12 protein-coding genes are annotated in these 13,016 nt (G+C 72.5%); 8 read left to right on the top strand and 4 right to left on the bottom strand.

What is annotated here, in order from left to right; genetic code table 11:
• Window positions 1-174 precede the first annotated feature (174 nt).
• A complete protein-coding gene (locus CK485_RS20695; protein WP_109453377.1) occupies window positions 175-1,113 on the bottom strand; it encodes a hypothetical protein in 939 nt (312 codons plus the stop codon).
• A 692-nt stretch (window positions 1,114-1,805) separates the two neighbouring features.
• Between CK485_RS20695 and CK485_RS20690 the strand changes: the two genes are divergently transcribed.
• The 4 genes from CK485_RS20690 (at window position 1,806) to CK485_RS20670 (ending at window position 6,589) form a co-directional block, all read left to right on the top strand.
• Window positions 1,806-2,543: a trypsin-like serine protease gene (locus tag CK485_RS20690; protein ID WP_109453376.1), complete on the top strand. Its 738-nt coding sequence runs from the start codon at window positions 1,806-1,808 to the stop codon at window positions 2,541-2,543.
• Between the two features lie 221 nt (window positions 2,544-2,764).
• A complete protein-coding gene (locus CK485_RS20680) occupies window positions 2,765-4,147 on the top strand; it encodes a haloacid dehalogenase-like hydrolase (RefSeq protein WP_199239455.1) in 1,383 nt (460 codons plus the stop codon).
• Window positions 4,148-4,232: 85 nt separating this feature from the next.
• On the top strand, window positions 4,233-5,114 hold the full coding sequence (locus CK485_RS20675) for an HAD family acid phosphatase (protein ID WP_109453375.1): 882 nt from the start codon (window positions 4,233-4,235) through the stop codon (window positions 5,112-5,114).
• Between the two features lie 200 nt (window positions 5,115-5,314).
• A complete protein-coding gene (locus tag CK485_RS20670) occupies window positions 5,315-6,589 on the top strand; it encodes a S53 family peptidase (protein ID WP_109453374.1) in 1,275 nt (424 codons plus the stop codon).
• Between the two features lie 162 nt (window positions 6,590-6,751).
• On the opposite strand, the gene CK485_RS20665 is transcribed toward CK485_RS20670, so the two are convergent.
• The gene (locus CK485_RS20665) at window positions 6,752-7,786 is read right to left on the bottom strand and encodes a helix-turn-helix domain-containing protein (protein ID WP_109454294.1); all 1,035 of its coding nucleotides are present in this window, start codon (window positions 7,784-7,786) and stop codon (window positions 6,752-6,754) included.
• A gap of 202 nt (window positions 7,787-7,988) precedes the next feature.
• Here CK485_RS20665 and CK485_RS20660 point away from each other — a divergent pair, with 202 nt between their 5' ends.
• Window positions 7,989-8,885: an alpha/beta hydrolase gene (locus CK485_RS20660; protein ID WP_109453373.1), complete on the top strand. Its 897-nt coding sequence runs from the start codon at window positions 7,989-7,991 to the stop codon at window positions 8,883-8,885.
• Between the two features lie 115 nt (window positions 8,886-9,000).
• On the top strand, window positions 9,001-9,453 hold the full coding sequence (locus tag CK485_RS20655; RefSeq protein WP_241968503.1) for a cupin domain-containing protein: 453 nt from the start codon (window positions 9,001-9,003) through the stop codon (window positions 9,451-9,453).
• A gap of 72 nt (window positions 9,454-9,525) precedes the next feature.
• On the opposite strand, the gene CK485_RS20650 is transcribed toward CK485_RS20655, so the two are convergent.
• Window positions 9,526-10,389, bottom strand: a complete 864-nt coding sequence (locus CK485_RS20650) for an AraC family transcriptional regulator (RefSeq protein ID WP_342673493.1) — start codon at window positions 10,387-10,389, stop codon at window positions 9,526-9,528.
• A gap of 164 nt (window positions 10,390-10,553) precedes the next feature.
• On the opposite strand from CK485_RS20650, the gene CK485_RS20645 reads away from it, so the two are divergent.
• A complete protein-coding gene (locus CK485_RS20645; RefSeq protein ID WP_109453371.1) occupies window positions 10,554-11,387 on the top strand; it encodes an alpha/beta hydrolase in 834 nt (277 codons plus the stop codon).
• 90 nt (window positions 11,388-11,477) lie between these two features.
• On the opposite strand, the gene CK485_RS20640 is transcribed toward CK485_RS20645, so the two are convergent.
• Window positions 11,478-12,218, bottom strand: coding sequence for an SDR family NAD(P)-dependent oxidoreductase (locus tag CK485_RS20640; protein ID WP_109454292.1), 741 nt, complete (start codon window positions 12,216-12,218; stop codon window positions 11,478-11,480).
• A gap of 181 nt (window positions 12,219-12,399) precedes the next feature.
• On the opposite strand from CK485_RS20640, the gene CK485_RS20635 reads away from it, so the two are divergent.
• Entirely contained in the window at window positions 12,400-13,005 is a 606-nt protein-coding gene (locus tag CK485_RS20635; RefSeq protein WP_109453370.1) for a TetR/AcrR family transcriptional regulator, read from the top strand.
• The last annotated feature ends 11 nt before the right edge of the window (window positions 13,006-13,016 follow it).

The following is a 13,016-nucleotide window of genomic DNA, read 5'->3' as shown; positions in this document are numbered from 1 at the left end:
GGCTCACGGTGCCCCGCCCCGGACCGGACCCGCGTCCGGCGGCGGCAGCACGCCCACCCACTGCGCCCCCGCCCATCCTCCTGGCGGGGGCGCAGTGCGTTCACCCGCGGCTCGCGCCGCCCCTCCGGCCCGTCCCTGCTCTGGCCCCGGCCCCGGAGCCATTGCGCCTCCGCCTCAGTCCCACTCCCACCGGATCCCGTACATCCCCGCGTCGAGGTCGGACAGGGCGAGGTGGGCGCTGTTGCTGTTGCCGATCCACAGTGGGCCCAGGCTCTGTTCCGGGGTCTCCCGGCGCGGTGAGTAGAAGCCCGCGCACCGTGCCGGAATGGTCTTGGGGTCGAATTCGACCTCCAGCACCAGCACGGCGGCCGGACGGTAGAGCGAGTGCCGGGTGTAGTTCTGCGGTGTCCTCTCCGGGATCGCGCTGTACGAGACGTATTCCACCGTCGCGGTGTCGCCGGTGTTGAGCATGCGGTCGAGGATGAACTCGGCGACGGAGTACCCGGCCACCGGATCGGTGCGGACGCGGCCGAGGCGGGCCGCGTGCGCGGTCTCGAACCGCGTCGGGGAGCCGTCCGTGTGCATGACCGCGATGATGCGGTCGACCCCGTCGGTCTCGGCCCGTACGACCTTGCGCACCCGGGTCTCGCCGAACGTGCGGTCCGCGGTGATGCGTTCCCGCAGATGCGCGTAGACCGTGGAGACCGCCCACAGCGAGCGCAGCGCGTCCTTCTCCAGACCGGTCAACGTGCGGTTGAGATGGCTGGATCGGGTCCACAGGGCGCCGGTCGGCAGCGGGGTGGACGACGCGGACCAGCGGCCCCGGGAGCGGCGCGGACCGAGCAGGGTCATGAGGGTGTTGGGGGCGAGGTCGAGGATCTCCTCCAGTAAGCCGACCGCCCGGAGCGAGTCGGCGCGCTCCGGGCGGTTGCTGCCGCGTTGCCAGTAGCTCAGGGCGGCGGCGCTGACGCGTACGCCGCGTTCCTCCAGTTTGCTGCTGATACGGCTCAGGCTGAGTCCGCTCTTGTCGATCGCCGCGCGCAGCGCCTCGCTGAACGGGCCGGTGTGCAGGATGCGTTCGATATCGGATGGAGGCCGACGTCTCTCAGGCATGGGGGACGCACTTCCTGACGTTCGTTCGGTCACCTGACGCGGCGATGAGGGGGGTGTGCCGGCGAGCGGAGGGCGGAAGTGGGAACGCGATCCGTCCGTGCGGGAGGGGCTGGACCGGAACACGGTCGCCGGGGCGGGGCGAGGTGGGGCTAGATGGTCGTGCTATCGCCACATACCTGTCAAGTCTCATAACTGAACGGAAAGGATATGGGGCGTGCGGAACCCGGCTGCGCAGGTGAACCGCCGCCTCCTTCAAGGGAGTCGACTGCCCTGATGAGAAGCCTTGACCGGGTTGTCAGGGGCGGCGCTACATTCTCTCGCAGCCGACCGGGGCAACGTCGGGAGCAGGGGTTCCGGGGACTCGGGTACGCCCCGGTCGGCCTCCCCTTCAACGCTTTGTCGAATTTCGGAGGAACGATGCCGACGAGCCGCAAGGCGACGACGGCCACTTCGCCGTAACACCTGCCCGCCTGAACACGAAGACCTGTTTTCCGCGCGATTCCCGGAAGAATTCCCCGTCCTTCCGGCGGTGGTCGCAACGATTTCCCGTACGACGCCCGTGCGACGCCCGTATGACGCCCGCGCGCGGCGACGCTCGACCGCTTCCGGACAGCCCATCCCACCCACGAAGCGCCCTCTCACCTCACCCACGAAGCACCCTCTCACCCCCTCGATGAAGGGATCGATCCCCCATGCACAGAACCGCTGTCGCCCTCGGTGGTGCGGCCGCTCTCGCGCTGACGCTGGCCGTCGGTGCGCAGACCGCCTCCGCCCACCAGACGACGCCCGGCCGGACAGCCCCCGCCGGTTCCTCCCACGTCGCCGCGCAACCACTGATCATCGGCGGCCAGTACGACAGCGCGCCCTGGTCGGCGGACGTCCACTACACCAAGAACGGTTCTGGCAGCATCTGCTCCGGCGCGATCATCGCGGCGCAGTGGGTGCTGACAGCAGGTCACTGCTCCGGCGACAACGAGGTCGTCTACGTCGGCAACCCCGAGTTGAAGAGCGGCACCGAGGGCCAGGTCGACAAGAAGTACACCGACCCCGACACCAAGGGCGACCTGCTGCTGCTCCACCTGTCCAAGCCCATCACGACCACGTACCTGTCGCTCGGCAGCGCCAACCCGCCCAGCGGTTCCACGGTGCAGATCTGGGGCTGGGGCGACACCAAGCAGGGCGGCACGCACTCCGACCGCCTCAAGTCCGGCCACATGAAGGTCAACGGCACCAACTGTTCGGATCTGCAGGGCGGCCCGGCGCTGTGCCTGGTCAAGGGGCCGGACATGTCGGCCAAGGGGGATTCCGGCGGGCCCGCGCTCTACAACGGCGTGGAGGTCGGGCTCGACAGCAAGGGCGACGACACGACCAAGTCGTACGCGGAGATCGCCCCGCACCGTTCGTGGATCGAGAAGACGGCCGGAGTCTGATCCGGCGCGGGGCCGTGTACGGCGGCTGCGTACGGCCGCTGAGTACGGCGGCTGCGTACGACGGCTGTGCGTGACCGCTGTGCCCGGCCCCGCGGCCCCGGCCCCCTCCGCACCGGCTTCCCCGCATCGACCCCGCCGCACCGACCCCCACCGCGCAGGCCCCGCCGCACCGGCCCCGCGCCCCCGACCACCCGCCCAGACGAAGGAGGAGCGCGACCACCGTGCCCGTTCCCATACCCGTGAGGCCGAACCACCCGCGCGGGGCGCCCGTCGCCCCCCTGGCCGCCCTCGCCCTGACCCTCCTGGCCGCGACCGCGGCGACCGCCCTCACCCCCGCGTCCGCCGCACCCCGTACCCCGGCCACCAGCACGTCCACCGCCACGTCCGCCTCCGCACGACACCCCACCCCCTGCGCCGAACTCCCCGCCTCCCCCGCCTGGTACGGCGACAACCGGGCCCGCCTCCAGCAGGTCATCGACGCCTACGCCCCGTGCGGCGCGGCGTCCTCCGCCTCGACTCCGAGCGCCGCCGCGGCGCTTGACGGCAAGCAGCCCGTCGCCGTCTTCGACTGGGACAACACCGTGGTCAAGAACGACGTGGGCGATGCGTTGTTCTACTGGACGCTGCGCCACGACGCGGTCCTGCGCCCGGCCGCCTGGACGGATCTCAACCGCTACCTCACCCCCGCCGCGGCCGACGCGCTCGGCACCGCGTGCGACGCCTCCGCCGCCGTGGGATCACCTCTGCCGACCGCCACGGACACCGCGTGCGCCGACGAGATCTACGCGGTCTACCACGGCACGACGACCGCGGGCGCGACCGCGTTCGCCGGCTACGACCACCGCCTGATGTCGCCCGGCTCCGCCTGGGTCGCCGAACTGCTCAGCGGCCACACCACCGCCCAGATCACCTCGTACGCCGAACGCGCCCGCGCGCAGAACCTCGCCGCCCCCGTCGGCACGACGCAGCAGGTCGGCAGTCACCAGGTGACCGGCTGGGTGCGTTACTACACCCAACAACGCGACCTGATCGGCACGTTGCGGCGTGACGGCTACGCGGTCTGGGTGGCCAGCGCGTCCCCGCAGATCGACGTCCAGGTCTGGGCGGCCGGGCTCGGCATCCCGCCCGGTCACGTGATCGGCATCCGGAATCTGTACGCGCACGACCGCCAGACCCCGCACCTGAAGGGCTGCGGCGACGTCCCGGACGGCGCCGACTCGGTGCTGACGTACGTGAGCGGCAAGCGCTGCTTCGTCAACCAGGACGTGTTCGGCATCCACGGTGCCGCGGCCTTCCGGTCCGCGCCGCCCGGTGACCACGCGGTGCTGGCGGCCGGGGACTCCTCGACCGACGTGGTGTTCGTGGGCGACGCGATCGGCGTCCATCTCGTCATCAACCGGAACGTGACCGAGCTGATGTGCCACGCCTACGACGACGCGGACGGCAAGTGGCTGATCAACCCCATGTTCATCCAGCCGCTTCCGCAGCGCGCCACGCCCTACCCCTGCTCTACGACCGGCTACACCAACCCGGACGGCAGTCCCGGCCCGGTACGCCGCGACGACGGCAGCGTCATCCCCGACCAGACGGACACCGTCTTCTGACCCCCCGGTCACCTCGACCCCCAAGCGCCCAAGCCCCCAACCCCTCAACTCCCGCCCGCTTTCCCCCGAAGGAGCCAGGAGCACTGTGAGAACACGGCTGATACCGGCCACGTCCACCACCGCCAAGACGGCCGTCGCCGCCGCGCTGAGCGTGGTGCTGGCCGGCGCCGGAGCCGCCGCCGCGGCCACGGGAGGCACCGCCACCGGCAGCACGACCGCCCGCGGCAGCGCCACCGGCAGCACGACCGCCCGCGCGGCGGCCACCGCCACCCCCACCCCGCCGCCCGACTACAAGCGCGTCGGCTCGGAACCCCGCAACCTCGACCAGCTCAAGGCGCAGATCAACGCCTACTACAACGGTTACACCGACGCCTCCGGCCACCACCACATCGGCCCGGACAGCCAGTGGGCCGCCGACGTGGCCACCCAGATCGGCAAGGCCAAGGCGTATCTCGAAGAGCGCCTCGCCCACCACGCGCCGAAGATCCCGGCGGTCATGCTGGACATCGACGACACGTCCATCTCCACCTACCCCGTCAACGCCGACTACGACTTCGGCGGCGGCGCGGACGCGAGCGCGGCGGACGCGCAGGCGGACGCGGACAACACCTACCCGGTCGTCCAGCCCACGCTGGACCTCGCCACCTGGGCGCACGCGCACGGCGTGAAGGTCGTGTTCATCACCGGCAGGCACGACAACCTCACCACGGTCACCCGCAACCAGCTGACCGGTCTCGGTTTTCCCATCGACGGGCTGTACCTGCGCCCGAAGAGCGACCCGCCGCCCTACCTGCCGTGCGGGACGTCCTGCTCGGCGACCCCGTTCAAGTCGAACACCCGCAAGTACCTTGAGCAGAGCCAGGGTTACGACTTCATCGAGGCCATCGGCGACCAGGTGAGCGACTACGCGGGCGGCTACGACGACCGCGGCTTCAAGCTCCCGAACCCCATGTACAACATCCCCTGACGAACTGTCAGGCAGCCTCTCTTCCGCGTCCCGGATCCCGCGTTCCCTCGCGTCCGCACCCGTGTGTGCGCCGCGACGCCCCTCGTCGCACCCGTCCGCACCCGTGTGTTGCCGCGATCCCCTCATCGCACCCGCCCGCACCCGCGTGCGCCGCGATGCCCCTCGTCGTACCTCCAACCCTCACCCTCCGAGGAACACCCATGCCCCAGCACTCCCGCACGTATCCGAAGGTCCTCGTGGCCTCCGTCGGTTCCGGCGTCCTCGCGGTCGCCGCGCTCGCGGTGGCCGGAACGGCCGGCGCCGCACCGGCGACACACGCCGCCGCCCGCACTGCCGCCCACACCGCCGCCCACCTGACCTGGCGTCAGCTCTGCGGCGCGCCCAGCACGACCGTCGCCTCCTGCGACGTCCTCCAGGTGAACGATCCCGCCGAGCCGGTCAGCGCGTTCGGCGTGAGCCCGCACTCCACGCCCTCCGGCTACGGGCCGGGCGATCTCCAGAGCGCGTACGGGCTGTCCGCGAACGGTGGTTCCGGCCAGACCATCGCCGTCATCGACGCCTACGACGACCCGGACGCCGCGAGCGACCTGGCCACCTACCGCAAGCAGTACGGCCTGCCCGCCTGCACCACGTCCAACGGCTGCTTCCAGGAGGTCAACTCCTCCGGCAAGTCGAGCCCGTTGCCCTCGAAGGCAAGCGCGAACCAGGGCGCGGAGGACTCCCTCGACCTCGACATGGTCTCCGCGATCGCCCCGGACGCGAAGATCCTGTTCGTCGAGGCGGACAAGGGCGGCGTCTCGGACATGGGCGCGGCCGTGAACGAGGCCGTCAAGCTGGGCGCGAAGTTCGTGTCCAACAGCTACATATGGAAGGAGACCTCGTCCGACTCCACCTACGACAAGGACTACTACGACCACCCGGGCGTCGCGGTGGTCGCGGGCAGCGGCGACTGGGACTACTCCTGGGGTGTCGGCTACCCGTCCGCCTCCCCGTACGTGACCTCGGTGGGCGGCACCTCGCTCGTCAAGTCGTCGAACGCGCGCGGCTGGAACGAGACGGTGTGGAACACCAAGTCCGGTGAGGGCACCGGCTCCGGCTGCTCGGCGTACGAGGCGAAGCCGTCGTGGCAGAAGGACACCGGCTGCTCGAAGCGCATGACCGCGGACGTCGCGGCGGTGGCCGATCCCGGGCACGGTGTGGCGGTGTACGACAGCTACCAGGAGAAGGGCTGGGGCGTGTACGGCGGCACCAGCGCGGCCACCCCGGTCATCGCCGGTGTCTACGCCGACGCGGGCGCCCCGGCGTCCGGCTCGAACCCGGCGTCCTTCCCGTACGCGGACCCGGGCGCGCTCAACGACGTGACCAGCGGCGACAACGGCAGTTGCTCCCCCGCGTACTTCTGCACGGCGGAGAAGGGCTACGACGGCCCGACCGGCCTCGGCTCCCCGAACGGGACGGCCGCCTTCCACGACTGAACGAACCCGCCCTCGCGGCACAGCAGTTGGGTCCGGCGTCCGACGCCGCGCCTCCCCGCATCCGCCGTGCCCCGGCGCCGCTCCTCACACCGGCGCCGGGGCACGGCCCCATTACTTCTCACCGAACAGCGCTACGTGTAAGGCCAGTTGAGGGAACCGGGCTCACGGTTCCAGCAGTCGCCAGGCCAGCAGTGCGAGCCGGGCCCGCATCAGGCCGTCCGGCGCGGACAGTTCGACGCCCAGCGTCCCGCCGATCTGGTCGAGGCGCCGGGCGACGCTGCTGTGGTGGAGGTGGAGCAGGTCCGCGGCGCGGCGCTGGGAGCCGGTGGCGCAGTAGGCGTCCAGGGTCTCCAGGTCGTGCCGGTCCCCGGCCACCCGCGCGATCGCGGCCACGTCGGCGTTGTCCCGTACGGCGTCGGGCGGGAGCTGGGCGAGCAGCGCCACCGCGCCCAGATCGCGGTAGTGGACGACCGGATCGCGCGGGGTCGTGAAGCGCAGGGCGGTGCGGGCCTGCCACCAGCAGCGGTCGGGGGCGTCCGCGAGGCCGATGCCCGCCCGCACGTCCGCCGGGAAGCGGGCCGGGTCGAGTCCCGCGGCCAGGATGACGCCCACCTCGGCGAGGGGCGCCGCCTTCATCGGCCGGGTCGGGCGGACCGCGTTCGCGACCTGGTCCAGCGGGCGGTCCGACCGTACGGCGACGACCCACACGGGCGCGCCGGCGGCGAAGCCCAGCAGTCGCAGCGCCCGGGACCTGGCGGCCTCGTCGGTTTCGGGGCTGATCGCGAGTTCGACCAGGGCCGGGTCGGCCATGGTGGTCCGGGCCGGACCGTACCGTTCGACGACCGAGGCGGCGGCGATGGCGAGCCGGTCCAGCAGGAGTTCGTCGAGCGGACCGGGTGCGGCGGAACGTTCCAGCCACACCGAGCCGATCTCCTCCTCGTCCAGGGTGACCGGCCGGCTGGTGGACGCGGGCCGGGCCGGGTCGGGCGCGGGGCCGCCGTCGAGGGCCATGCGGATCGCCGGGCCTGTGCCGTGCAGACGGATGCCGACCGCGCATTCGGCGAGGCCCGCCGAGGCCCGGGCGAGCGCGGGAAGGTCGACACGGCGGCTGATCAGCGTGTCGTAGAACGTGACGACGCGCAGCGCGCCCTCAGCTCGCGCGTCCAGCCACGACAGGCGCTCGACCAGTGCCTCCATGGCAGGAGGATACGCGCGCCGGACCGCCGGGACCGCGCGCCAGACCGACAGGACCGGACCTCCGGGACCGCGTCCCGAACCGCCAGGACCGGACCGCCGGGACCGCGCGCCGGAGCGGACGCGCCGACCGGTGCGCGAGGCGGCCGTGACGCGCGCCGGATGGCGGCTGATCCCGGGCGCGGCGGCGGTGAGGATGGGGGTCATGGATCCCGAACTCGAAGCATTCGTCCCCCTCTTCCCTCCCGCCGATCTGTCCGATCCGGTCACCGCGCGCGGCGGGCTCGCCGAGCTGGCCGCGTCCGCGCCCGTGCCGGACACCGGCGCGATGACGATCGAGGACCGCACGGTCCCCGGCGATCCGCCGGTGCCGGTACGGGTCTACCGGCCGCTTCGTGCGCGGGGAGCCATCGTGTGGCTGCACGGCGGCGGGTTCGTCATGGGCGACCTCGACACCGAGCAGCCGTGGGCGACGAGGATCGCCGACAGCGCGGGCGTGGTGGTCGTCTCGGTCGGCTACCGGCTCGCCCCCGAGTACCGCTTCCCGGCCGCGCTCGACGACGCCTACGCCGCGCTGGTGTGGGTCGCCGGGCACGCCGACGAGCTGGGCGCCGATCCGGAGCGCGTCGCGGTCGGCGGGCACAGCGCGGGCGCGGGTCTCGCGGCGGCGGTGGCGTTGCGGGCACGCGACCAGGACGGCCCCCGCATCCGCTTCCAGCTGCTCAACCAGCCGGAACTGGACGACCGCCAGGAGACGTGGTCGGCCAGGGAGTTCACCGATACGCCCTGGATGACGCGGGACAAACTGGCGGCGACCTGGGGCCACTACCTCGGCGGCGAACCCGGCACGCCGTACGCGGCTCCCGCGCGGGCCGCGGATCTGTCCGGGCTGCCGCCCGCGTACGTCGCGACCGCGGAGTTCGACCCGCTGCGCGACGAGGGCATCGGGTACGCGCTGCGGTTGCTCCAGGCGGGCGTGTCCGTCGAACTGCACCAGTGGGCGGGCACGTTCCACGGCTCCCAGGCCATCGTGTCGGTCGAAATGTCGCAGCGTCAGATCAACGAACTGGCGGCGGCGTTGCGTCGCGCGGTGGGCGACTGATCCCGTGCCGCCGGCGCGACGTCCCCGACGCGCGTTCCGTCCCCGACGCGCGCTCCCCTCTCGCCGCACCCGGCGAGGCGGCCGCTTCCACCCCACCCGAGAAAGGACCTCAGCCATGACGGCCATCAATCCCATCAATCGCATCAATCGCATCAATCCCATCACGCCCATCACCCCCATCACGCCCGTCGATCTCTTCGCCTCCTTCGTGCGTCTGGACGGCGACGGCCGGGCGCACGCCGAACCGCGGGCGTTCGATCCCTCGCGCGAGGGCTGGCAGTTGATGACGTTCCACGCGGAGACCGACGCCGACGTGCACGCGGACCGCTGGGAGGTGCACGCCGACGCGGACGAGGTGGTCTCCTGCCTGACCGGTGGCATCCGGCTGCACGTCCGCCCGGAGCGGGCGTCGGACGGGGAGACCGAGCAGGAGGCGGCGGTTCCGGCGGGCAGCGCGGTCATCGTCCCGCGCGGGCGCTGGCACCGCGTCGAACTGGACGCCCCCAGCGACATCATGTCCCTCGTCGTCGCCCACGGCACGCGCCTGGAGCCGCGACCCGGCGTCTGACGCGCCATCAACCGAACGTGAGGCCGCCAGACGACGGTCATCAGCCGGACGTCGTCCGCCAGGCGAGCGTCATCAGCCGGACGTCGTCCGCCATGCGCTCGGCGTGGTCCCCGTCTGGCGGCGGAAGAACGTGGTGAAGTTCGCGGCGTCGCGGAAGCCGAGGCGTCGGGCGCATCCGGCGACCGGCAGGCCGGTGTGGGCGAGCAGCCGCTTGGCCTCCAACAGGACGCGCTGGTCGAGGAGTTCCTTCGCGCCGAGTCCGGTGGCGGCACGCGTGGCGCGGGTCAGGGTGCGCCGGTCGTAGCCGAGGGCGGCGGCGTAGGACGCCACGTCGTGCCGTTCGGCGAACCGCTCCTCGACAGCGGCCCGGTACCGGAGGAACACCTGCCGGTCCCCCTCGTCGGGGCCGCTCACGGCAGCGCCCGCCGCGCCCGGCGTCACCCGCAGCACCAGCGCGGCCAGCAGGTGTGCGAGCAGGGGCGGCGAGGCCGTGCCGGGCGAGGCGGCCGCCGTCGCGTGCTCGCGTCGCAGCAGGTCCGCCCCGGCGAGGGCCAACGGCCATACGCCGTCGGCGAGTTGCCAGCAGGCCGGGCCGAACACGTCCGCCGCCGAACGCGCCGCGGAGCCCTCCGGCGGCAGGAAGTCGTGGCGGAAGAGGATCAGGGGGCCGTCGAGGCGTTCGATGTCGTTCCAGCGGTGCACCACGCCCGGCCGGATCCACACCACGCTCCCCTCCCGCAGCGGATACGGCACGAAGTCCGCCACGTGTCCGCCCGCCCCGGACGCGACCAGGCCGAGGACGTGGAAGTCCGGCCGCTGCGACTGCGCCCGGCGGCCGGTGGTGTCCATCCCGCGCAGCCGCGCGAAACTCAGGACCTCGACGCCGAAGGGCGCCCCGAAGGCGGGAACGTAGCGCACCTGCCGCACGTCGGCCACGTGACCGTTTTCCACAATCTCTGCGCGCCTTTCCACCGGGGCTCGTCATCAGTACGAATGTAGCGTCGAAGGCGTGCTCGCCGAGAAAGCGGCACGTCATTGACGCTGATGCGCGGCGGGCAACCGGTGATCGAGACCACCCGTCGCCGACTCCCGGAGGAACGATGTCGACCGAAATCACCAGAGCGGTCCCGGTGAAGGGCGGATTTCTCGACGTACGGACGAGGACGGGCGGACCGGATGCCGCGGGGCCCGCGGACTCCGGCGCGCCCGCCCTCGTCCTCGTCCACTACTGGGGCGGCTCCGCGGCCACGTGGGACGCGGTGGTCGAACGGCTGCCCGGCACCCGGAGCACGGTCCGTTTCGACCAGCGCGGCTGGGGCGCCTCACGAGAACTCCCCGGCCCCTACGACCTCGACGAGCTCGCCGACGACCTCGCCACCGTGGTCGCGGCCGTGGGATCGCAGCGGTACGTGGTCGTCGGGCACTCCATGGGCGGCAAGGTCGCGCAACTCTTCGCGGCACGGCGGCCGTTGGGGCTGGCCGGGCTGGTGCTGGTGGCCCCGGCGCCGCCCGAGCCGCCCGCGCACGTGACCGAGGCGTACCGGCAGACTCTCGCGCACGCCTACGACACACCGGAGGACGTCGGCAACGCCCTGGACCACGTCCTCACCGCGGCCCCGCTGCCCGAACCCGTCCGGGCCACCGTCGTACGGGACAGCCTGGCCGCGGACGCGCGGGCGCGGCAGGAGTGGCCGCTGCGGGGCATCGCGTGGGACATCGCGGACGCGGCACGGCGGATCCAGGTGCCGGTGACCGTGCTGGCGGGAGAGCACGACCAGGTCGAGCCGCCGCACGTACTGCGCGAACAGTTGCTGCCGCACATTCCGCACGCGCGCCTCGACGTCGTACCCGGCGCGGGCCACCTGCTGCCGCTGGAGGCCCCGGACGCGGTGGCCGCGGCGCTGCTGGACCCGACCGCGGCGGCTTGCGGCTGAGGCGGCCTGTCAGACCGATGGCTGAGGCGGTCCGTCAGCCGTCGGCTGAAGCGGGCCGTCAGACCGTCGGCTGAGGCGGGCCGTCGCGGCCTACCAGGGCACGGTCTCGCCGTGGCGGTCCAGGAAGCGCAGGCCGGGGGCGCCCGCCTGGGCTTCGAGGACGTCGACGACGGCCGGGACGCTGTCCTCGGGGGCGAGGGGCGCGTCGGGCCCGCCGAGCGCGGTGCGGTTGTGGCCGGGGTCAATGAGCAGCTTGGTGCGGCCGTCGTCGGCGCGACGGGTGGCGTAGCTGCGCATCAGCTGGTTGAGGGCAGCCTTGCTGGCCTTGTACAGCTCGTAGCCGTCCTCGGTGTTGCGCGTGATGCTGCCCTGCTCCGACGACATGACCGCGACGGTGCCGCCGGGTGCGACGAGTCCGTCCAGCGTCTCGACGGCGCGCAGCGGGCTCAGCGCGTTGGTGACCATGACCTCGGTGAACATCTCGGTCGACACCTCGCCGATGGGCAGGTCGCCGCGGTCTATCGCCGCGTTGACGAAGAGCAGGTCGAGCCGGCGGCCCTCCAGGCGGTCGCGCAGGGCGGCCAGTCGCGCGGGGCTCGTCATCTCCAGCGACTCGATGACCAGCCGTCCGTCCCAGGCGTCGGCGAACGCCTCCAGCTCGCCGCCTTCCCGGCGGGTCGTGGCGACGACGCGCCAGCCGCGGCGCAGGAGTTCGAGGACCAGGACGAGGCCGAGTCCTCTGGAGGCCCCGATGACGAGCGCGAGGCGGTCGGAGGCGGCGGGCGCGGCGCGGATGGGGGACGTGGCAGGCATGGGGGACGTGGCAGGCATGGCGGACGTGGCAGGCATGGCGGACGTGGCGGGATCGGTGTTCACGGGTCTCTCCTTCATGGCGCGAGGTCCCGGATCACCGTCCACGCGGTGCGGGTTCCTCATTGCCTAGACGCTACGTCTAGACGCTACGTCTCGACAAGGTGAGATCACGGCAGGCCCGCCCGGTATCGTGTTGCGCATGTCTGACGCCGCCACGCGTTCCCAGCCCCGCAGGCCGCACTCCGGCAACCGGCGCGACGAGGCCGCACGCCTGGCCGTGCTGCACGCCGCGGACGACCTGCTGGCCGAGCACGGTTTCGGCGCGCTGACGGTCGAGGCGATCGCGCGCCGCGCGGGCGTCGCGAAGCAGACGATCTACCGCTGGTGGCCGTCGAAGGTCGAGATCCTGCTCGACACGCTCATCGAGGACACCGCCAAGGCACTCCCCGTTGCGGCGGACGAGCCGACGGCGGCGGGCATCCGCGCCTACCTGCGCGGCTTCGTCCGGTTCCTCACCCGGGACCCGGCGGGGAAGGTCCTGCTCGCGCTCATCGCCGAGGCGCAGCACGACCCCGACACGGCCAGGAGTCTCCACGAGCGCTATCTCGCGCCGCGCCGGGCGCGGGAGCGTGCGATGCTCGCCGGTGCGACGGACGCGGGCGAGATCGCACCCGCCCTCGGCCCCGACACCACGATGGACGCCCTGCTAGGCCCGGTCGTCTACCGCGCGCTGACCGGAGCGAGCATCCCGCGCGGCCTGCTGGACACCCTGATCGACGCCCTGCTCAGACCGCGCGCGAACTGACGCGCCGAACC

Origin of the sequence: Streptomyces sp. ICBB 8177, assembly GCF_003144095.1 — a bacterium.
Classification (GTDB): domain Bacteria; phylum Actinomycetota; class Actinomycetes; order Streptomycetales; family Streptomycetaceae; genus Streptantibioticus_D.
Note: the sequence above shows the minus strand (reverse complement) of the source record. Positions and strands in the feature narration are given on the sequence as shown.

What these genes read in the sequence shown, in the direction of transcription:
- CK485_RS20695 (WP_109453377.1), bottom strand. Translation starts at nt 1,113, where the DNA reads ATGCCTGAGAGACGTCGGCCTCCATCCGATATCGAACGCATCCTGCAC.
- CK485_RS20690 (WP_109453376.1), top strand. Translation starts at nt 1,806, where the DNA reads ATGCACAGAACCGCTGTCGCCCTCGGTGGTGCGGCCGCTCTCGCGCTG.
- CK485_RS20670 (WP_109453374.1), top strand. Translation starts at nt 5,315, where the DNA reads ATGCCCCAGCACTCCCGCACGTATCCGAAGGTCCTCGTGGCCTCCGTC.
- CK485_RS20665 (WP_109454294.1), bottom strand. Translation starts at nt 7,786, where the DNA reads ATGGAGGCACTGGTCGAGCGCCTGTCGTGGCTGGACGCGCGAGCTGAG.
- CK485_RS20660 (WP_109453373.1), top strand. Translation starts at nt 7,989, where the DNA reads ATGGATCCCGAACTCGAAGCATTCGTCCCCCTCTTCCCTCCCGCCGAT.
- CK485_RS20655 (WP_241968503.1), top strand. Translation starts at nt 9,001, where the DNA reads ATGACGGCCATCAATCCCATCAATCGCATCAATCGCATCAATCCCATC.
- CK485_RS20645 (WP_109453371.1), top strand. Translation starts at nt 10,554, where the DNA reads ATGTCGACCGAAATCACCAGAGCGGTCCCGGTGAAGGGCGGATTTCTC.
- CK485_RS20640 (WP_109454292.1), bottom strand. Translation starts at nt 12,218, where the DNA reads ATGCCTGCCACGTCCCCCATGCCTGCCACGTCCCCCATCCGCGCCGCG.
- CK485_RS20635 (WP_109453370.1), top strand. Translation starts at nt 12,400, where the DNA reads ATGTCTGACGCCGCCACGCGTTCCCAGCCCCGCAGGCCGCACTCCGGC.